This window comes from Streptomyces sp. NPDC048370, from assembly GCF_043200825.1.
GTDB lineage: Bacteria > Actinomycetota > Actinomycetes > Streptomycetales > Streptomycetaceae > Streptomyces.
In genome coordinates this window covers 627,473-645,268 of the sequence record NZ_JBICYI010000002.1, presented here as the reverse complement: position 1 = coordinate 645,268, position 17,796 = coordinate 627,473, and the positions used below count along the sequence as shown (strand labels likewise).

17 protein-coding genes are annotated in these 17,796 nt (G+C 71.5%); 7 read left to right on the top strand and 10 right to left on the bottom strand.

Features of this window, described 5'->3' with window-relative positions:
* The first annotated feature begins 37 nt into the window (after positions 1-37).
* Positions 38-1,291, top strand: coding sequence for a Gfo/Idh/MocA family protein (locus ACGFYP_RS06575; protein WP_393487103.1), 1,254 nt, complete (start codon positions 38-40; stop codon positions 1,289-1,291).
* A gap of 119 nt (positions 1,292-1,410) precedes the next feature.
* Here ACGFYP_RS06575 and ACGFYP_RS06570 read toward each other — a convergent pair whose 3' ends face one another.
* Positions 1,411-2,496 (bottom strand): WD40/YVTN/BNR-like repeat-containing protein, encoded by a 1,086-nt coding sequence (locus ACGFYP_RS06570; protein WP_393487100.1) that lies wholly within the window; start codon positions 2,494-2,496, stop codon positions 1,411-1,413.
* A 214-nt stretch (positions 2,497-2,710) separates the two neighbouring features.
* On the bottom strand, positions 2,711-3,793 hold the full coding sequence (locus ACGFYP_RS06565; RefSeq protein ID WP_393487097.1) for an NADH:flavin oxidoreductase/NADH oxidase: 1,083 nt from the start codon (positions 3,791-3,793) through the stop codon (positions 2,711-2,713).
* 132 nt (positions 3,794-3,925) lie between these two features.
* Here ACGFYP_RS06565 and ACGFYP_RS06560 point away from each other — a divergent pair, with 132 nt between their 5' ends.
* Positions 3,926-4,276, top strand: a complete 351-nt coding sequence (locus tag ACGFYP_RS06560) for an ArsR/SmtB family transcription factor (RefSeq protein ID WP_393487095.1) — start codon at positions 3,926-3,928, stop codon at positions 4,274-4,276.
* A gap of 110 nt (positions 4,277-4,386) precedes the next feature.
* Here the strand turns inward: ACGFYP_RS06560 and ACGFYP_RS06555 are convergent, their stop codons facing one another.
* Complete coding sequence (locus ACGFYP_RS06555) at positions 4,387-5,793, bottom strand: FAD-dependent oxidoreductase (protein ID WP_393487092.1); 1,407 nt, start codon at positions 5,791-5,793, stop codon at positions 4,387-4,389.
* A 269-nt stretch (positions 5,794-6,062) separates the two neighbouring features.
* The gene (locus ACGFYP_RS06550) at positions 6,063-6,716 is read right to left on the bottom strand and encodes a DUF305 domain-containing protein (RefSeq protein ID WP_393487090.1); all 654 of its coding nucleotides are present in this window, start codon (positions 6,714-6,716) and stop codon (positions 6,063-6,065) included.
* Positions 6,717-6,912: 196 nt separating this feature from the next.
* Here ACGFYP_RS06550 and ACGFYP_RS06545 point away from each other — a divergent pair, with 196 nt between their 5' ends.
* Positions 6,913-8,460, top strand: a complete 1,548-nt coding sequence (locus tag ACGFYP_RS06545) for an LVIVD repeat-containing protein (protein ID WP_393487088.1) — start codon at positions 6,913-6,915, stop codon at positions 8,458-8,460.
* Here ACGFYP_RS06545 and ACGFYP_RS06540 read toward each other — a convergent pair.
* The 4 genes from ACGFYP_RS06540 to ACGFYP_RS06525 all read right to left on the bottom strand — a co-directional run bounded on the left by ACGFYP_RS06540 (position 8,418) and on the right by ACGFYP_RS06525 (position 11,690).
* Positions 8,418-9,110, bottom strand: coding sequence for a helix-turn-helix domain-containing protein (locus ACGFYP_RS06540; protein WP_361963469.1), 693 nt, complete (start codon positions 9,108-9,110; stop codon positions 8,418-8,420). The two genes, ACGFYP_RS06545 and ACGFYP_RS06540, sit on opposite strands and share 43 nt — an antisense overlap.
* A gap of 129 nt (positions 9,111-9,239) precedes the next feature.
* Positions 9,240-9,929: a phosphatase PAP2 family protein gene (locus ACGFYP_RS06535; protein ID WP_393487085.1), complete on the bottom strand. Its 690-nt coding sequence runs from the start codon at positions 9,927-9,929 to the stop codon at positions 9,240-9,242.
* 54 nt (positions 9,930-9,983) lie between these two features.
* A complete protein-coding gene (locus ACGFYP_RS06530; RefSeq protein WP_361963465.1) occupies positions 9,984-10,919 on the bottom strand; it encodes a M56 family metallopeptidase in 936 nt (311 codons plus the stop codon).
* Between the two features lie 189 nt (positions 10,920-11,108).
* Positions 11,109-11,690 carry a DUF5134 domain-containing protein gene (locus ACGFYP_RS06525; RefSeq protein WP_393487083.1) on the bottom strand — a complete coding sequence of 194 codons (582 nt, stop codon included), beginning with the start codon at positions 11,688-11,690 and terminating at the stop codon, positions 11,109-11,111.
* Between the two features lie 148 nt (positions 11,691-11,838).
* Between ACGFYP_RS06525 and ACGFYP_RS06520 the strand changes: the two genes are divergently transcribed.
* Positions 11,839-12,390 carry a GNAT family N-acetyltransferase gene (locus tag ACGFYP_RS06520; protein WP_393487080.1) on the top strand — a complete coding sequence of 184 codons (552 nt, stop codon included), beginning with the start codon at positions 11,839-11,841 and terminating at the stop codon, positions 12,388-12,390.
* Between the two features lie 48 nt (positions 12,391-12,438).
* On the opposite strand, the gene ACGFYP_RS06515 is transcribed toward ACGFYP_RS06520, so the two are convergent.
* Both ACGFYP_RS06515 and ACGFYP_RS06510 read right to left on the bottom strand, forming a co-directional pair.
* On the bottom strand, positions 12,439-13,122 hold the full coding sequence (locus tag ACGFYP_RS06515; protein WP_393487078.1) for a glycerophosphodiester phosphodiesterase: 684 nt from the start codon (positions 13,120-13,122) through the stop codon (positions 12,439-12,441).
* Positions 13,123-13,443: 321 nt separating this feature from the next.
* Positions 13,444-14,058: a PadR family transcriptional regulator gene (locus ACGFYP_RS06510; RefSeq protein WP_393487075.1), complete on the bottom strand. Its 615-nt coding sequence runs from the start codon at positions 14,056-14,058 to the stop codon at positions 13,444-13,446.
* Between the two features lie 259 nt (positions 14,059-14,317).
* On the opposite strand from ACGFYP_RS06510, the gene ACGFYP_RS06505 reads away from it, so the two are divergent.
* From ACGFYP_RS06505 to ACGFYP_RS06495, 3 genes are read left to right on the top strand one after another with little or no spacing between them, the layout of a single operon-like run.
* Positions 14,318-15,724, top strand: a complete 1,407-nt coding sequence (locus ACGFYP_RS06505; RefSeq protein WP_393487073.1) for a DUF6421 family protein — start codon at positions 14,318-14,320, stop codon at positions 15,722-15,724.
* 29 nt (positions 15,725-15,753) lie between these two features.
* Positions 15,754-16,512 (top strand): SDR family NAD(P)-dependent oxidoreductase, encoded by a 759-nt coding sequence (locus ACGFYP_RS06500; RefSeq protein WP_393487069.1) that lies wholly within the window; start codon positions 15,754-15,756, stop codon positions 16,510-16,512.
* Positions 16,513-16,532: 20 nt separating this feature from the next.
* Positions 16,533-17,612: a threonine aldolase family protein gene (locus tag ACGFYP_RS06495; protein WP_393487514.1), complete on the top strand. Its 1,080-nt coding sequence runs from the start codon at positions 16,533-16,535 to the stop codon at positions 17,610-17,612.
* Positions 17,613-17,796 lie beyond the last annotated feature (184 nt).

Here is a 17,796-nt window from a genome sequence, read left to right as displayed (position 1 = left end):
CACCCTGCCCGACGCGCTGCGAAAGAAGGAGCGACACATGTCCCAGGTGACAACACTGCTGGTGGTCGGTGCGGGTGACCGCGGAACCGGTCATGCCCGCTACGCGCTGCGACATCCGGACCGCGCGCGGGTCGTGGCCGTGGCGGAGCCGTTGCCCGTACGGCGCGAGCGGTTCGCCGCCGAGCACGGCCTCGTCGGCGACGCCGTGGTGGCGGACTGGCGCCAGGTCGTGTCGCGCGGCCGGATCGCGGACGCCGTCCTGATCTGCACGCTGGACCGCGACCATCTGGAGCCCGCTCTGGCGTTCGCCGCGCAGGGCTACCACATCATGCTGGAGAAGCCGATGGCCCTGGACGACGAGTCCTGCCGCGCCATCGTCGACGCCGTCGAGAAGGCCGGAGTGATCCTCGCCGTCGGCCACGTCCTGCGCTACACCCCGTACACCCGGACCCTGAAGGCCCTCCTCGACGAGGGCCGGATCGGGGACGTCGTCACCGTCCAGCACCTGGAACCGGTCGGCCACTGGCACCAGGCGCACTCGTACGTCCGCGGCAACTGGCGGCGCACGGACGAGGCCACGTCGATGCTGATGGCCAAGTCCTGCCACGATCTCGACTGGTTGCAGCACATCGTCGGGGAGCCGCCGGCCCGCGTCTCCAGCTTCGGCCGTCTCACGCACTTCACGCCCGCCAACCGCCCCAAGGACGCCGCCGACCGCTGCGTGGACTGTCCGGTTTCCGGCGACTGCGCCTTCAACGCGGTCCGGTTCTACGGCGACCGGCTCACCGCCGGCGACCACGGCTGGCCGCTCTCCGTCGTCCTCGACACCTTCACCGAACAGGCACTGGACGACGCCCTGCGCACCGGCCCGTACGGCCGTTGCGTGTACGCCTGCGACAACGACGTCGTCGACCACCAGGTCGTCGCCATGGAGTTCGCCGGCGGCGCCACCGCCACCTTCACCATGACCGGCTTCACGGAGATGGCCAACCGCCGCACCCAGATCTTCGGCACCCGCGGCGAGATCCGCGGCGACGGCCGCACGCTGCACATCCACGACTTCCGCACCGGCGTCACCGAGGAGGTCGACACCCTTCCCACCGGGGACATGAGCGCCTCCGGCGGTCACGGCGGCGGCGACGAAGGCCTGATGGACGCCTTCGTCGCGGCGGTCGCCGCCGAGGACCCCTCGCTCGTCTCCTCAGGGCCGAGTGAGTCCCTGCTCAGCCATCTGTCCGTGCTCGCCGCGGAACACGCCCGTCAGACCGGCACCGTCGTCGACGTGTCCTGAGCGGGGAGTTGTTCCACTTCCAGGAGCAGCGCGTCGCCGGGGTTCAGGATTCCACGGTCGTGCTGTCACGGCCGTGCTGTCACGGCCGGGTCACTTCACCGGCGCGGCGTCACGGCCCCTCACCCGATCACCGCCGCCCGTACGCACAGCACGTCCGGCAGGTGCTCGGCGAGGAGCTGCCAGGTGTCGCCGTCGTCCGCGCTCGCGTACACCTCGCCGTTGCGGTTGCCGAAGTAGACGCCCGCGGGGTCCCCGTCGTCCGTGCACATCGCGTCCCGCAGCACCGTGCCGTAGTGGTCGCCCTCGGGCAGCCCGGCCGTGAGCGGTTCCCAGCTGGCTCCGGCGTCACTCGTACGGTAGACCCGGCAGCGGCGGCCCGCGGGCACTCGGTCGGAGTCGGCGTTGATGGGGAACACGTAGGCCACATCGGCCCGATGGGGGTGCGCGGCGACGGCGAAGCCGAAGTCGGAGGGCAGGCCGGCGCCGATGTCCGTCCACTTCCCGCCCGCGTCGTCGCTGCGGAACACGCCCCAGTGGTTCTGCAGGTAGAGCCGGTCCAGGTCGCCCGCGTCCTGGGCGATCTTGTGCACGCACTGCCCGAACTCCGGGTCGGGGTCGGGAAGGAAGACCGCGGACACCCCGTGGTTGGAGGGGTCCCAGCTCGCCCCGCCGTCCCGGGACCGGAAGACCCCGGCCGTCGACACCGCGACCGTCACCGCCGCCGCGTCGCGCCGGTCGGTCACGATCGTGTGCACGGCCTCGCCGCCTCCGCCCGGCACCCACCGGGACCGGGTGGGGTGCTCCCAGAGCGGGCGGACGAGCTCGAACGACTCACCGCCGTCCTCGGACCGGAACAGGGCGGCGGGCTCCGTCCCGGCGTAGACGACGTCCGGGGAGTGCGCGGGCGCGGGGTGCAGTTGCCAGACGCGCTCCAGCGAAGCCCCCGTGTCCTGGGGGAACTTGACGGCCGGCTTCGCCGGCTCGGTCCAGGTGCCACCGAGGTCGTCGGAGTGGAAGACGGACGGCCCCCAGTGCGAGCTGTCCCCGCCGACGAGCAGCCGGGGAGTGGACCGGCGGGTGTCGATGGCGACCGAGTAGATCGCCTGCGCGTTGAAGTGGGGATCGTCGAACTCCCACCGGCCGTCGCGCCGTCGGCCGATGAACAGGCCTTTGCGGGTACCTACGGTCAGGACTACGTCGGGCATGGCCGACACCTCCAGGACGCCGTTGTCGCGGATACGGGCCAGTCTGCACCCGACCACTGACAGCGGCCCCCGGGAACGGCTTCGCCCCAGGTGGGAGGCGTGTTCTGCGTGCCGTGTTCCGTCGGCCAGGACTCAGTCCTGCCTCGGCCCGGCCTCCACTCCTGCCTCGGCCCGCCTCCAGCCCGGCCTCAGCCCGGCCTCCAGTCCGGCAGCCTCAGATCGCCCAGGCGTACTGCGTCGGCGCGTGGGTGCTCGCGCCCAGCTCGCGTGCTGCCCGGCGGGCCCAGGAGGCGTCGCGGAGCAGCTCCCGGCCGAGCAGGACGGCGTCGGCCTCGCCGTTGGCGACGATCTTCTCCGCCTGCTCGCTCTCCGTGATCAGCCCGACGGCGGCGACCGGCAGACCCGTCTCGGCCTTCACGCGGGCGGCGAAGGGCACCTGGTAGCCCGGGCCGACGGGGATGCTGGCGGGGCCTCCGTTGCCGCCGCTGGAGACGTCCAGGAGGTCGACGCCGTGCTCGTGCAGCAGGCGCGCGAAGCGGACCGTGTCGTCGCCGGTCCAGCCCTGGTCCTCCAGCCAGTCGGTGGCGGAGATCTTGAAGAAGACCGGCAGCTCCTCGGGCCACACGCTCCGGACGGCGTCCACGACCTCGAGAGCGAGGCGGGTGCGGTTCTCGAAGGAACCGCCGTAGGCGTCGGTGCGGTGGTTGGCGTACGGGGAGAGGAAGCTGCTGATCAGATAGCCGTGGGCGCCGTGCACCTCGACGACCTCGAAGCCGGCGGTGCGCGCGCGGCGGGCCGCGGCGGCGAACTGACCGGGGATCTCCGCGATCTGGGCTGCCGTCAGCTCTGTGGGGACGGGGTGGTCCTCGGCGAAGGGGAGGGGGCTCGGGCCGACCGGCTGCCAGCCGTGCTCGCCGGTGCCGACCGGTCCGCGACCCTCCCAGGGGCGCTTGGTGGACGCCTTGCGGCCGCCGTGCCCGAGCTGGATGCCGGGTACCGTGCCGTGCTCCTTGAGGAACCGGGCGATCCGGCCCAGCGCCTCCGTCTGGGTGTCGTTCCAGATGCCGAGGTCGGCGGGGCTGATCCGGCCCTCGGGGGAGACGGCGGTCGCCTCGACGAGGATCAGGCCCGTTCCGCCGGTGGCGCGGGAGGCGTAGTGGGCGAAGTGCCAGTCGTTCGGCACGCCCGCGTTCGGGCCGGACGCCTCCGCCGAGTACTGGTCCATGGGGGCCATCCATACCCGGTTCGGGATGGTCAGGGACCGCAGGGTGTAGGGCTCGAACAGGGCGACGCTCATGACGGACTCCTCTGGCGGGGGCCTTGCGGATGGCCTCCCGGGGGTACTCGTACGATAGCCGTCGTAGTACGGCGCATGTCAAACTACGAGGATTATCGTACAATGAAGGCTTCCGGATGAAGTGGAGCCGCCGTGACGACCGCGACCAAGCCCCGGGTCCTGGATCACCCCACGCGGGAGGAGATACGCCTGGAGGGCGTGCTGCACGCGCTCTCGGACGCGGTGAGGCTGCGGATCGTCAGCGACATGGCGCAGGCGGACGGCGCCGAGCTGAGCTGCTCGTTCTTCGAACTGCCGGTGACCAAGTCGACGCGTACGCACCACTTCCGCGTCCTGCGCGAGAGCGGCGTCATCGAGCAGGTCTACCGTGGCACGGCCAAGCTGAACGCCCTGCGCCGCGACGACCTCGACACCCTCTTCCCCGGCCTCCTCGACAGCGTCCTGCGCGCGACGGACGCCCAGACGGCCCGCCTGGGGGCCTAGGGCCGACCGCGCGTGGGCGGTCCGGCGCGACCGCTCGACCGCGCGACCGCGCGCCACGGAGCCGTACGTCCGCCGCCGCAGGCCGTGCGTACGGGGGCCGCCGGGGAGTCTCAGGTGTCCCCGGTGGCGTCCTCACGGGCCGCCGCCCGCAGGCCCGCCCAGTCGGGGATCTTGACCCGGCCGCGGCCGAGCGAGTGACCCAGGGCGGACTCCGCGCGTTCGATGGAGAGCCAGCCCCGCCAGGCGACCGGCTCGTGGCCCAGATCCCGCAGCGCGTCGAGCGGGTCGCCCGCGAGCTGCCGGTCGGTCAGGGCCTCCGCGTCGGCCAGCAGCGAGGCCACCGTCTCCTTCGCGCACGGGCGGTTCGTGCCGATGACGCCCGTCGGCCCGCGCTTGATCCAGCCGGCCACGTACTCGCCGAGCGACGGGGCGCCGTCACGCAGCACCCGGCCCGCCTCGTTCGGGACGGTGCCCCTGGCCTCGTCGAAGGGCAGCCCCGGAAGTGGAACTCCCTTGTACCCGACGGCCCGCAGCACCAGTTGGGCCTCGATCTCCTCGTACGCGCCGGTGCCCCGCACACCCCCGGCACCGTCCGGTTCGGTCCGCTCGAAGCGGACTGCGGCCACCCGCCCGTTCTCGCCGAGCAGCTCGACGGGCCGCAGGAAGAACCGCAGCCGGATCCCGCGCGGCCCGCCGAACGTGCCGAAGGCGTCGGACGATTCGGAGCCGCCCGCGCCGTCGGCGGCCCAGCCCCGCACGACCTCCAGGTTCCGCCGGTTCACGGCCGGCAGGCCCGTGGGGTCGGCGTACGCGGGGTCGAGGGCCAGGTCCGCCGGATCCACCCGCACCCGCGCGCCCGGCAGCCCGCCCAGCTCCCGCAGCTCCTTCGTCGTGAACTTGGCCTGCCCGGGCCCGCGTCGGCCGACCATGTGCACCTCGCGCACCCGGCTGGCCTCAAGGGCTCGCAGCGCCCCCTCCGGCACGTCCGTGGGCAGCAGCTCGTCCGCTCCCCGCGCCAGGATCCGGGTGACGTCCACGGCCACGTTGCCGACCCCGATCACGACGGCCGAGCGGCCGTCCAGACCGGTTCCCGACCCGGCGAAGCCGTTGGCCACCGCGTCGGGATGCGCGCTGTACCAGGAGACGAAGTCCGTCGCGGAGAAACTGCCCGCCAGATCCTCGCCCGGTACGCCCAGACGGCGGTCCCGCGCGGCGCCCACGCAGTACACGACCGCGTGGTACATCTCCAGGAGCCGGGCCGGGGTCAGCCCCTGCTCGCCGATCTCGACGTCCCCGACGAAGGCGATCCGCTCGTCCTCGAGGACCGCCCTGAGGTTCTGCTGGAGCGACTTGATCTTCTCGTGGTCGGGCGCGACCCCGTAGCGGACCAGGCCGTAAGGGCAGGGCAGCCGGTCCAGGACGTCGACCCGCACCCCGGGCACCACCGACTGCTGGACCAGCGACTGGGCCGTATAGACCCCGCTGGGCCCGGAACCGACGACAGCGACACGAAGCACGTCCGTACCCCTTCCCGCCGCGGGGATGCCCGCCGAGAGGCTTCCAGCATCCCACCGGAAGCCCCCGGAGGGGAGGTCCGCGACACGACACGCGGCCCGCGTCGGGCGGTGCGGGATTCCCCGGCGGCCCCGCGTCGGGCTCGTTCCGGGCCTCGCGTCGTACCCGCGCCGGGGCCCGTGCCGGGGCCCGCGCCGGGCTTCGCGGCGTACCTGCGCCGGGGCCCGCGCCGGGGCCCGTGCCGGGCCTCGCGGCGTACCCCGCCGCGCCCCTACATCCCCCGCATCCGGTTGATCTCCGCCGTCTGCTGCGCGATCACGTCGTTCGCCATCTCCTCCACGAGCACGTTGTTCCCGCTGCCCAGCACCTCGGCGGCCATCGTCACCGCGCCCTCGTGGTGGGTCATCATCAGCTTCAGGAACAGCTCGTCGAACGCGGCGCCCTTCGCCTTCCGCAGCTGCGCGAGCTGGGCCTCCGTCGCCATCCCCGGCATCGTGTGGTGGTCGTGAGCGCCCTGGTCGCGCGGGCCGCCGTTGTTCTTCAGCCAGCCCTCCATCGCGCCGATCTCCGGCTGCTGCGCCGCGGTGATCCGTTCCGCCAACTTCTTGACCTGCGTCGATCCGGCCCGCTCAGGGACGAGCGCGGTCATCGTCAGCGCCTGCCGGTGGTGGACGATCATCATCTGCGCGTACGTGAAGTCCGCCGCGTTGGGCTTGTCGTCGGGGAGCAGCTTGGAGGCCTCGGCGGGGGATATCCGCCGCGCCGGTTCGCCCGGCTTCCCCGGTGCCACGACCGCGGGTTCCGTGGACCCCTTGCTCTGCGGCGCGTCCCCGCCGGGCTCCGAGTCGCAGGCGGCAAGGGCGAGCACGGCGACGGCGCTCAGCGCAACGGCGACGGGTCCGCGGATGCGGCGGCGGTTCAACAAGACGACCTCCAGGGGTGGTTCCGAAGGGACTGGGCCGGGGCAAGGCCGCGGGACCGTTCCTAGCACGCTTCCACGGGTCGTTGATCAAAAACCTTCATTACATGTCTGTTGCCATCTGTTGAGATGTGCACGCTAAGGACGATACTGCCGGGGTCCATCAACCGTTCAACTGCGAACGGATACAAGGGAGGACGGAGTGACTTCGTTGCGAACCACGCGCATCACGCGCACCCCGCGTGCTCGGATCAGAGGCCTGGGTGTGGCGACCGCCGCGGCCGGACTGCTGGTCAGCCTGCTCGCGGCCGGCCCCGCGGCCGCCACGCCCGACCCGGGTGACGCCACCGCGCGGGGCACGGTCACCTCGGAACAGGCGGCCGAAGCACGGTCCGCCATCCGGAGTGGCGAGATACCCGGCGTGGACGAGATAGTCCACAGCGACAACATCAAGCACCTCGTGAACATCCCCAAGGATGCTCTCAAGGGCACCAACTCCGACCTCGCGTTCCAGGGCAAGTACGCCTTCGCCGGCAACTACGACGGTTTCCGGATCTTCGACATCAGTAACCCGCGCGCCCCGAAGACGGTCGCCCAGGTCCTGTGTCCCGGATCGCAGAACGACATCTCCGTCTCCGGCAACCTCGTCTTCCTCTCCACCGACTCCTCCCGCAGTGACAACTCCTGTGCCAGCGTCAGCCAGCCGGCCACGGAGAAGTCCTCCTGGGAGGGCATGAAGATCTTCGACATCAGCGACATCCGCAACCCGAAGTACGTCGCGGCCGTCGAGACCTCCTGCGGCTCGCACACCCACACGCTGGTGCCCAAGAAGCGGGACGTGTACGTCTACGTCTCCTCGTACTCGCCCAACGCCGCCTTCCCGGACTGCCAGCCGCCGCACGACGGCATCTCGGTCATCAAGGTGCCCCGCAAGGCCCCGGAGAAGTCGGCGATCGTCTCGTTCCCCGTCCTCTTCCCCGGTGAGGGACCGGACGGCGGCGGCAACCCGGGTGGTCCGACCAACCCGGGCGTCTCCAAGACCACCGGCTGCCACGACATCACCGTGCTGCCCGGCAAGGACATCGCGGCCGGCGCCTGCATGGGCGACGGCATCCTCTTCGACATCAAGGACCCCGAGCGCCCGAAGGTCATCGACCAGGTCCAGGACAACGTCAACTTCGCGTTCTGGCACTCGGCGACCTTCAACCAGAAGGCCAACAAGGTCGTCTTCACCGACGAGCTCGGCGGCGGCGGCGCGGCCACCTGCAACGAGGCCGTGGGCCCGAACCGCGGTGCCGACGGCATCTACGACATCGTCGGCAAGGGCAAGAAGAGCAAGCTCGTCTTCCGCAGCTACTTCAAGATCCCCCGCCACCAGGCCGACACCGAGAACTGCGTCGCCCACAACGGCTCGCTGATCCCGGTCAAGGGCAAGGACATCATGGTCCAGGCCTGGTACCAGGGCGGCGTCTCCGTCTGGGACTTCACCGACTCCCGCAAGCCCAAGGAGATCGCGTTCTTCGAGCGCGGCCCGATCTCCGCGGACTCGCTCGTCGGCGGCGGCACGTGGTCGGCGTACTACTACAACGGCTACATCTACTCGAACGACATGGCCAAGGGCTTCGACGTCCTGAGGCTCGACGACCGTCGTACGGACGCGGCGAAGCGGGTGCGCATGGACGGGCTCAACGTCCAGACGCAGCCCGACTACTTCGACGACTTCGACGGCGGCTGGGGCGACGACGACTGACACGGCACGCGGAGCGTCAGCTCCGCAGCGGTGAACGGCATGCCGTCGGGCGGACCCCCGTCCGGCGGCATGCCCTGCTCCCAGTCGAGTCCGTACCGCTGGAACAGCTCGGCCCGCAGCCGCGACATCGGCATCGGCGCCCCCGGCAGCAGCACCGCCACGACGGCGCCCATCAGCAGCGCCCGCAGCAGCGGATAGTCCTCGTCCACGTTCGCCGAGCCGTACCGGGTCACCGTGTCGCGCAGCAGGAACGCCAGCCGCTGCTGCTCGGGGCACTGCACGAACCCCTCGGCCTGCAGGATGCCCGCCATGTGCGTCCGCATCAGCACCGGACGGTCCACGGCCAGGCCCAGGATCGCGTCGATGGCCCGCGCCATCCGCTCCCGTCCGTCCTCCGTCCGCGGCTCCCGCTCGAGACCCTCCTCCAGCGTGCGGTGCATCAGCCGGTGCACCGCCGACTGCAGGAGCTGGCGTTTGCCGGGGAAGTAGTACGAGATCAGTCCGCGCGCCGAACCCGCGCGCTCGGCGATGTCGCCCAGCGTCGTCGCCTCGTAACCGCGCTCCGACACGAGCTCGACGGTGGCCTGGAGCAGCCGCTCCCGCGAGCGCCGCCGAAGCTCTTCATTGACCGATGGGCTACGCGGGGACATGCTTGACTCCTGCGTTGACTGGCTCGCAACCAATATACTCAGCGCAGCCTGCTGTCGCGCCTTCGTGGCTGGTCAGCGGGTGGGCCGTCTGTTCTGGGCGACGCGGGGGATCGTCCAGGACAGGCGGCTTCATGTCGTTTCTCCCATTCTGCTCCGGTTCGGGCCCGATGAGGCCGGCCGTCCGGTTTTCGATCCGTCCCCGCCGTAGCGGCGGTACGTGATGATCGCCACAGCGACGACGCACCAGCCGAGCAGCCAGCCCGCGACGACGTCCGTCAGCCAGTGCACGCCCAGATAGAGCCGGGTCCACCCCGCACCGGCCACGGACACCAGGGCCGCCACCGCGAGCACGCTCCAGCCGCGCCAGGTGTCTCGCCAGCGCAGGGCGAGCACCCAGAGCAGCAGCCCGCACCCCACCATCGCCGTCGTCGCGTGCCCCGAGGGGAAGGCCGCGAACTGCGCCGAGTCGACGGGATCCGGCCAGCCGGGCCGCTCCCGGCCGAGCGCCGCCTTCAGCGCCTGCTGCACGCCCGCCGCCACCAGGAGCGCGCCCACCAGCCACAGGGCGAGCCAGGGCTCGCGCCGCCGCCACAGCAAGAGCAGCGCCGCGAGGACGACAAGGGCGCGCATCGTCCACGGATCCCACACCCAGTCGGACAGCACGCGGTTGAACCGGGTGAGACCGGGCTCGGCGACTGCGGTGCGGTGCAGGGACTCGGCGACCGACCGGTCCAGGGAGAGGAGCGGCGACCAACCGACCCCCACGAGCACGAGCAGCACCACGAACAGAGCACCGGAGACCATCGCGGAGGAACGCATGGGCCGATCTTCCCCGACCCGCGCGCCGGCGCGTCACCGTCCGCGCTGTCCGGGCTATCCGAGCGCCCTCAACGCGGGGACGAACGCCACCAGGACGGGCACCACGGGCACCAGGGCGGCGGCGGCCGTCAGACGCAGCCGCCGAACCGGTGTGAGCCGGGGCGCGGCCGTGAGGAGCCGGTTCACCCGCCGGGGCAGGTCCGCGCCGGGGGTCGTACCGGGGCCGAACACCCCGCGCTCCTCGTTGAGTTCCACCAGCGCGAGCGCGATCGTCAGCCGCCCGAACCGCCGTGAGGCGACGTCGTCGGCCGCCAGCTCCACCAGCCCGTGCATCTGGTCACGGAAGGCCGCGAAGACCGGAATGCCGGGGAAGCCGTTCGCGAGCGCGCCCGAGCAGTGCAGCAACCAGTCGTGGCGCGCCCGGGCGTGTCCCTGCTCGTGGGCGAGGACGGCGTCGAGCTGGCGCCCCTTCAGCCGGCGCAGCGCCGCCGTCGTGATGACCAACTGGGGCGTGGTTCCCGGCAGCCACCAGGCGTCAGGCCGCTCGCCCTCCAGGACGACGAGCGGCTCGCTCCCCGGCTCCTCGCCGGGCAACAGCGGGGAACGGACGAGCAGTTCGCAGCGCCGCTGCCGGCGGCGGGCCCGCGCCCCGCGGATCTCCCGGGTGAGCATCGCGCCGGTCCACAGCCCGCCACAGGCGAGGAGCACGGCGAGCGCCGCCGACCACGGCTGGTGGGTGCCCAGTTCGTACGCCTCGATGACCTGGCGCGGCGCGGGAGCGAAGACCTGGCCGCGCACCACGTGCCAGGCGGCGGCCGCGCTGAACGTCATCGACAGCGCGAAGCAGAGGAGCACGGCCGCCACCACGCACTGCCACATCCAGAGCGCCACCACGGGCTCGCGTTCCGCCCAGTCGGACCGCGAGAGCAGTCGTGGGGCCGCGACGGCGGTCAGGACGCCGAGCGCGAGCAACGCGAGGGAGACCAACATGGCGTCAGCCTATGAGGCCGTGCAACGCCGAGGTAACGGCCTGGCGCACCAAGTGACGTACGCCACGGCATCGCGGGCCTGGCGGCTGCCCGATCGCCCGCGAGTCAGCCTCCGCGAGTCCGCCTCCGTGAGTCCGCCCGCCAGGCCGCTCGGCAGACCGACCGCCCGTCCGCCCGGTTCTCCGGAGGTTCACAGCGTGACGAGCATCGCCAGCATCGCGAGGGCCATCGACAGTCGGCACACGAGCGTGAACTCCGGCCGGACGACCCACACCGGTGCGGACCCGCCCCCGGGCCCCGCCACCGCGACCGCCGCGGGCCCCGCCACCGGGACGAGTCGCGCGCCCGAGCGGAGCACGTACGCGAGGTAGTAGACGAGCAGCGCGCCCGTCACCAGCGGCACGGCCCCGCCGCCCCCGCCGCCCCCGTGGCCCCCGTGCGCCGCCACCTGGGCGCCGCCGGGCCACGCCATGTAGACCATCACCAGCGAACCCACCAGGTGGTGCAGATGGTGACCGCCGCGCCGCACCGACGCGAGCGCGTGCAGCGCCGCCGCCCCGAACACCGCCGCGTACACCGCCCACGACCAGGCCGGCGGGGTCACGACCGTCGCGGGCAGCGCCATCGCCGCCATCCCGAACCCCATCACCGCCTCGCCCACGGCCGTTCTGCGCTCCTCTCCCACACAGCGGCGCGCCCGCAGCAGGCAGTAGACCGCGCTCGCCCCGCACAGCGTCAGCAACAGCCAGGCCGTCATGGCCGGTCCGTGCACGACACACCTCCCCGTGGTCTTCTCCTCCGGGTCGATTCCCGCACCGGGAGCGGCGTACGCGAGCGCACAGGTGTACGTGGGGGAGCACGCCCCGAGCGCGTTACCCTCGGGGGGATCGTCAGCGCCCCCGAGGGGAGACCCGAACAGCATGGACACCGCCACGCCCCAGGACACCGACCGGATCGCCTACCGCGACGCGGTGGAGGACGACGTCCCGGTCCTCGTGCCCCTCGTCGAGTCGGCGTACCGAGGCGACTCCAGCCGGGCCGGCTGGACGACCGAGGCGGACATCCTGCAGGGCAAGCGCACCGACGAGAAGGAGGTGCGCGCCGTCATCAGCACCCCGGGCAGCCGGCTGATGGTGGTGGAGCGCGACGGCGAGATCGTCGCCTGCTGCCAGCTCGAACACCGTGGTGATGTCGCCTACTTCGGCATGTTCGCCGTCCGCCCCGAGCTCCAGGGCGCGGGCCTCGGCCGCCGCATCATCGAGGAGGCGGAGCGCCGGGTCCGGGAGATCTGGGGCGTGAGCGAGATGCACATGACCGTGATCTCCGTGCGCGAGGAGCTCGTCGCCTGGTACGAGCGGCGCGGCTACCGCCGTACGGGCCGGATGACCCCGTACCCGCACGGCGACGAGCGTTTCGGCATCCCGCAGCGGGACGGCCTGCAGTTCGAGCTCCTGGTGAAGCCGTTGGTCTGAGCCCCGGGACGAGTCCCCGGGGCGAGCCCCGCGGCAAGTCCCCGCGGCTCAGGCCGTGAAGCGGCCCGTGCGGCGGATCTCGGGGTAGTCGGTCGTCGCGCCGTCCAGCTCAAGGGCGCGGACGAGCCGCAGGTGGTCCTGGGTGTTGACCACCCAGCCGATCACCCGCAGCCCCTCCCGGTGGGCGTGCTCGACCGTCTCCAGGGTGAGGTTCCGGATGCTCAGGACGAGCGCGCCGGCGCCGACGGCCTTCGCCCGGTCCACGAGGTCCTCGCCCCACTCCTCGGCCACCAGCGCGGTACGGACGCCGGGGACCAGGCGCGTGACCTCGGTCAGCGCCTCGTCGTGGAAGGAGAGGACCTCCACGCGGCCGACCAGATCGCGCCGGATCATCACCTCGGCGAGCACGCGGGCCGCCGCCGCGTCCTTGATCTCCGCCTGGAGCGGGGAGCGCACCGCGTCGAGGACCTCCTCGAAAACGGGGACCCGCTCCCCGTGCCCCGCGTCGAGCTCGCGCAGCTCCGCGAGGGTCTTGTCGGCGATCGGGCCGCTGCCGTCGGTCGTCCGGCCGACGTCCGCGTCGTGCATGACGACGAGGGCGCCGTCCTTGCTCAGGTGCAGGTCCAGCTCGATGACGTCCATGCCGGACTGTTCGGCGCGGACGAAGGAACGCAGGGTGTTCTCGGGCTCGACGCCCATGACTCCGCGGTGACCGATGGTGAGGAAACTCAAGATCTTCTCGCTTCCGTCGATGTCCGGGCCCAGGTCCCTCCGGGCTCCCGGTGCGGCTCGGGGCGCAGCCTAATGACTTCACCGGAAGAAGGAAGCGCATGCGCGCGAGCCATCGGAACCCACCCCTCCGACGTACGCGCAGCCCCTAGGTCGCGTCCGGAAAGTCTGGCCTGGCTCGCGACGCCCGGCACGCACGCTCGCCGCGTTGCCGAAATGCCCACGTAGCTCCGCTACGAGAGCATCCCGGCGCCTTGCGATCGCACGCACCGGACGCCGCGAGCCCCGCCCTTCGGGCGGACGACCATACTTTCCGGACACTCCCTAGGCCGCGTCCGGAGAGCCCTCGGGCGAGCCCACCCCTTCCAACCCCGCCAGATCCGCCAGCATCGCCTCCGCGAGGTCCAGCTCCGCCAGGTGCTGCCGCACGCTCCAGCGCAGGGCCACGGCCGGGTGGCGCCACTGCGGTACGGACTCCGCGTGGGCCAGGGCGTCCCTGGCCTCCTTCAGCTCCGCGCGGGTCCGGTCGATGTGCTCCTCGACGAGCGCGCGCAGCCGGTCCGGCTCGGCGAGGTGCCCCAGCCAGACCCGCAGCACCAGCGGGTGCTTCAGGACCACCGACCCGCCGTCGCCGCCCGCCCAGCCCGCCAGCGCCGTCCTGCCCGCCTCGGTGATCGCGTACCGCCGCTTGGTGCGGGGCTCCTCAGGGCCCGAGCGCGCGGACGTCACGTACCCGCACTCCTCGAGCCGGCGCAGCTCCGCGTAGATCTGGCTGATCGCCGGCGACCAGTAGAAGAAGCGCAGCGACGCGTCCGCCCACTTCTTCAGCTCGTAGCCGGTGCGCTCGCCGGGGAACGAGAGCAGCCCGAGCACCGCCCACGCGGTCTGCGGCAGTCCCCGCTCCGGCTGCTGCCTCTTCTTGGACGGACGACTGGTCATATGGCGAATTGAAAGAGAGGGCAGCCCCGCAGGACAACCCCTTCGAGGGCATGTGCGTGATGAGTCGTCCCGTACGTCACCGAGGGCAAGGGCGCCCGATGGCCGCGGCGGCGGATGCGAGTGCCTCGACGCCGTCCGGCAGGAAAATTCACGGTGACCATGGGGGTGTCGCAGGATAATTTCTCTTGCCCCTCTTGTCTGGAGGAACCGTGGACGGATACGGTGTCTTGACGCGAGGTTCTCCTGTGGAGGAAGTGAAATGACGGAAATTCTTGTGCAGGACGCAACCCGTGGGGGAATAGCGACCGCTGTCCCGGTGGTCGAGCACCCTGCCTGGCCCGAGCTCAAGGGTGCCGTGGAGCAGATCCGCCCCTGGCAGAGCAAGGACGGCTCCATCGACTTCGAGGCCGAGGGCGCGCCGTCCCGCACCCTCGCCGAGTCCACCGTCGAGCGGATCGTCGTCGCGGTCGAGCAGCTCTCCCCGCTGCTCCCGCACGACGCCGCGTACCACCGCGCGCTCGTCGCCGACCTGCGCAAGTGGGTCGAGGGCGGCTTCGAGGTCCCGGACTTCCTGGACTCGCTGCTCGCCTTCCAGCCGGCCGCCGACCGCCAGGACGGGCTCCAGCACCTGGCGCTCTTCCCGATGTACACCCAGAACGGCAACCCGGACCGCAACCTCGAAGCGGTCGTGCTGCGCATGGTCTGGCCGGAGTGGCTCTCCGAGCTGGAGCGCACCCGCTACGACAACCCGCTGTTCTGTGGCATCACCTTCGAGGACTTCACCGCCGGTTACGACACGAACTCGGCCGTCCTCTTCCCCGAGACCATCGCCGTGCGCGAGGCCCCCGAGCGCTTCAGCTGGGGCGGCATCTTCTGCGACCGCGAGGCGGCCCGCTTCCGCAAGGTCACCGAGGCCGCCGTCGACATCCTCGGCATCGAGCTGCCCGAGGACATCGCGGCCATGGTCGAGGACCAGAAGCGCTGCGAGGCCGCCTTCGTGCTCTGGGACATGGTCCACGACCGCACCCACAGCCACGGCGACCTGCCCTTCGACCCCTTCATGATCAAGCAGCGCCAGCCGTTCTGGATGTACGGCCTTGAGGAGCTGCGCTGCGACCTCACCGCCTTCAAGGAGGCCGTGAAGCTGGAGGCCGAGGGCAACGCCCACGGGCGTGACGTGCAGTACGCCGTGCTCTTCGACCGGATGTTCCGCTTCCCCGTCACCGGTGACCGCAATCGGAACTACGACGGTCTGGGCGGCCAGCTCCTCTTCGCGTACCTCCACAAGCACGACGTCGTGCGCTGGACGGACAACAAGCTGAAGATCGACTGGCAGCGCGCCCCCGAGGTCACCAACCAGCTCTGCGCCGAGATCGAGAAGCTGTACCGCGACGGCATCGACCGCCCGAAGCTGGTCCACTGGTTCAAGGCGTACGACCTCGTCTCCACCTACCTCGCCCCGCACCCCGGATCGCGCTGGGCCAAGGGCCCCGACGCCCTGGACCTGACCCAGCCGCCGCGCAAGCTCGTCGACGACGTGCTTCCGGACGAGTTTCCGCTCAGCATGTTCTATGAGGCCCTCTCCAAGAAGCTGAAGGGCGTGATCGCCGCGACCAAGGGCATCACCGCCGCCAACGCTTCGCGGGCCGAGCAGGCTGCCGCGTGAACCCAGTCACGGAGGAGGAGGGGACGACCATGAACGGCAACGGAAACGGTGGGCCGCTGGAGGGTGCCGTCATCGCGGTCGCCGGAGCGGCCGGTCCGGCCGGGCGCGCGACCCTGATGCGCCTCGCCGAAGCGGGAGCCGTCGTCGTCGGCGCGGACGCCGACCCGGCGCGCCTCGCCGAGGCGGTCGACGCCGCCCGGTACGCCCACGGCGGAGCCACGGTCGTCGGCGACACGGTCGATCTGTTCGACCTCGGCGCCGCACGGGAATGGGCCGACAAGACGGAGAAGGAGTTCGGTCGGATCGACGGCCTCGTCCACCTCGTCGGCGGCTGGCGCGGCAGCGCCTCCTTCGCCGAGACCGACCTCGCCGACTGGACCTTCCTGGAGAAGCTCCTCATCCGTACCGTCCAGTCCACCTCGCTCGCCTTCCACGACCCGCTGCTCCGCAGCGACCGCGGACGCTACGTGCTGATCAGCGCGGCGGGCGCCTCGAAGCCCACGGCCGGCAACGCGGCCTACGCCGCCGCCAAGGCCGCCGCCGAGGCCTGGACGCTCGCCATGGGTGACGACTTCCGCAAGGCGGGGGGCGAGGACGGTCCCAAGACGGCGGCTGCCATCCTGGTGATCAAGGCACTGGTGCACGACGCCATGCGCGCCGAGCGCCCCAATGCGAAGTTCGCGGGCTTCACCGACGTCAAGGATCTGGCCGACGAGATCGCTTCCGTCTGGGAGCGGCCCGCGCAGGAAGTGAATGGACAGCGTCTGTGGCTGACCCCCAAGCCGTGACCCCGGCCCTGGCTCCCACCGTGGCCGGCGCCCTGCCCGCGAAGACCGACGCCCGTCGTCACCACGACCCGTCGGTCCGGGGCTTCGCCAGCGACAACTACGCGGGCGTCCACCCGGAGGTGCTCGCGGCCGTCGCGCTCGCCAACGGCGGTCACCAGATCGCGTACGGCGAGGACGACTACACCGATCACCTCCAGCGGATCATGCACAGCCACTTCGGGCCGAGCGCCGAGGCCTTCCCGGTCTTCAACGGCACCGGGGCGAACGTCACCGCCCTGCAGGCGCTGACCGACCGCTGGGGCGCGGTGATCTGCGCCGAGTCCGCGCACATCAACGTGGACGAGGGCGGTGCCCCGGAGCGGATGGGCGGCCTCAAGCTGCTCACGGTGCCCACCCCGGACGGCAAGCTCACCCCCGAGCTCATCGACCGCCAGGCCTGGGGCTGGGAGGACGAGCACCGCGCGATGCCGCAGGTCGTCTCGATCACCCAGAACACCGAGCTGGGCACGGTCTACACCGTGGACGAGATCCGGGCCATCGTCGAGCACGCCCACGGCAAGGGCATGAAGGTGCACCTCGACGGCGCCCGGATAGCCAACGCCGCCGCCTCCCTGAACGTGCCGATGCGGGCGTTCACCAACGCGGTCGGCGTCGACGTGATCTCGTACGGCGGCACCAAGAACGGCATGATGTTCGGCGAGGCCGTGGTCGTCCTCGACCCGGACGCCGTCAGCCACATGAAGCACCTGCGCAAGCTGTCCATGCAGCTCGCCTCCAAGATGCGGTTCGTGTCGGTGCAGCTGGAGGCGCTGCTCGCCAAGGACCTGTGGCTGCGCAACGCCTCGCACGCCAACGCGATGGCGCAGCGCCTCGCGGCCGGCGTGCGTGAGGTGGACGGGGTGGAGATCCTCTACCCGGTGCAGGCCAACGCCGTCTTCGCGCGGCTTCCGCACGAGGTGAGCACCCGGCTGCAGAAGCGGTTCCGCTTCTACTTCTGGGACGAGGCCGCGGGCGACGTCCGCTGGATGTGCTCCTTCGACACCACGGAGGACGACGTCGACGCCTTCCTCCAGGCGCTGAAGGAGGAGATGGCGCGCTAGCGCCCCTCCCGAGCGATCTCCACAGAGATGCGGCCGGCCGGAAAGTCATCGACTTCCGGCCGGCCGTCTTCGTTGGGCCGTCCTTGTTGGGTTCTCAGCGCCGATCGTGCAGACCGGGAGTTCAGTAGAGTGGACTGTGTAGTGCTGTACGCTGTACTGACCGACCGCTGACGCAAGGACGACC

What these genes read in the sequence shown, in the direction of transcription:
- ACGFYP_RS06575 (WP_393487103.1), top strand. Translation starts at nt 38, where the DNA reads ATGTCCCAGGTGACAACACTGCTGGTGGTCGGTGCGGGTGACCGCGGA.
- ACGFYP_RS06570 (WP_393487100.1), bottom strand. Translation starts at nt 2,496, where the DNA reads ATGCCCGACGTAGTCCTGACCGTAGGTACCCGCAAAGGCCTGTTCATC.
- ACGFYP_RS06565 (WP_393487097.1), bottom strand. Translation starts at nt 3,793, where the DNA reads ATGAGCGTCGCCCTGTTCGAGCCCTACACCCTGCGGTCCCTGACCATC.
- ACGFYP_RS06540 (WP_361963469.1), bottom strand. Translation starts at nt 9,110, where the DNA reads ATGTCCCCGCGTAGCCCATCGGTCAATGAAGAGCTTCGGCGGCGCTCG.
- ACGFYP_RS06535 (WP_393487085.1), bottom strand. Translation starts at nt 9,929, where the DNA reads ATGCGTTCCTCCGCGATGGTCTCCGGTGCTCTGTTCGTGGTGCTGCTC.
- ACGFYP_RS06530 (WP_361963465.1), bottom strand. Translation starts at nt 10,919, where the DNA reads ATGTTGGTCTCCCTCGCGTTGCTCGCGCTCGGCGTCCTGACCGCCGTC.
- ACGFYP_RS06520 (WP_393487080.1), top strand. Translation starts at nt 11,839, where the DNA reads ATGGACACCGCCACGCCCCAGGACACCGACCGGATCGCCTACCGCGAC.
- ACGFYP_RS06510 (WP_393487075.1), bottom strand. Translation starts at nt 14,058, where the DNA reads ATGACCAGTCGTCCGTCCAAGAAGAGGCAGCAGCCGGAGCGGGGACTG.
- ACGFYP_RS06505 (WP_393487073.1), top strand. Translation starts at nt 14,318, where the DNA reads ATGACGGAAATTCTTGTGCAGGACGCAACCCGTGGGGGAATAGCGACC.
- ACGFYP_RS06500 (WP_393487069.1), top strand. Translation starts at nt 15,754, where the DNA reads ATGAACGGCAACGGAAACGGTGGGCCGCTGGAGGGTGCCGTCATCGCG.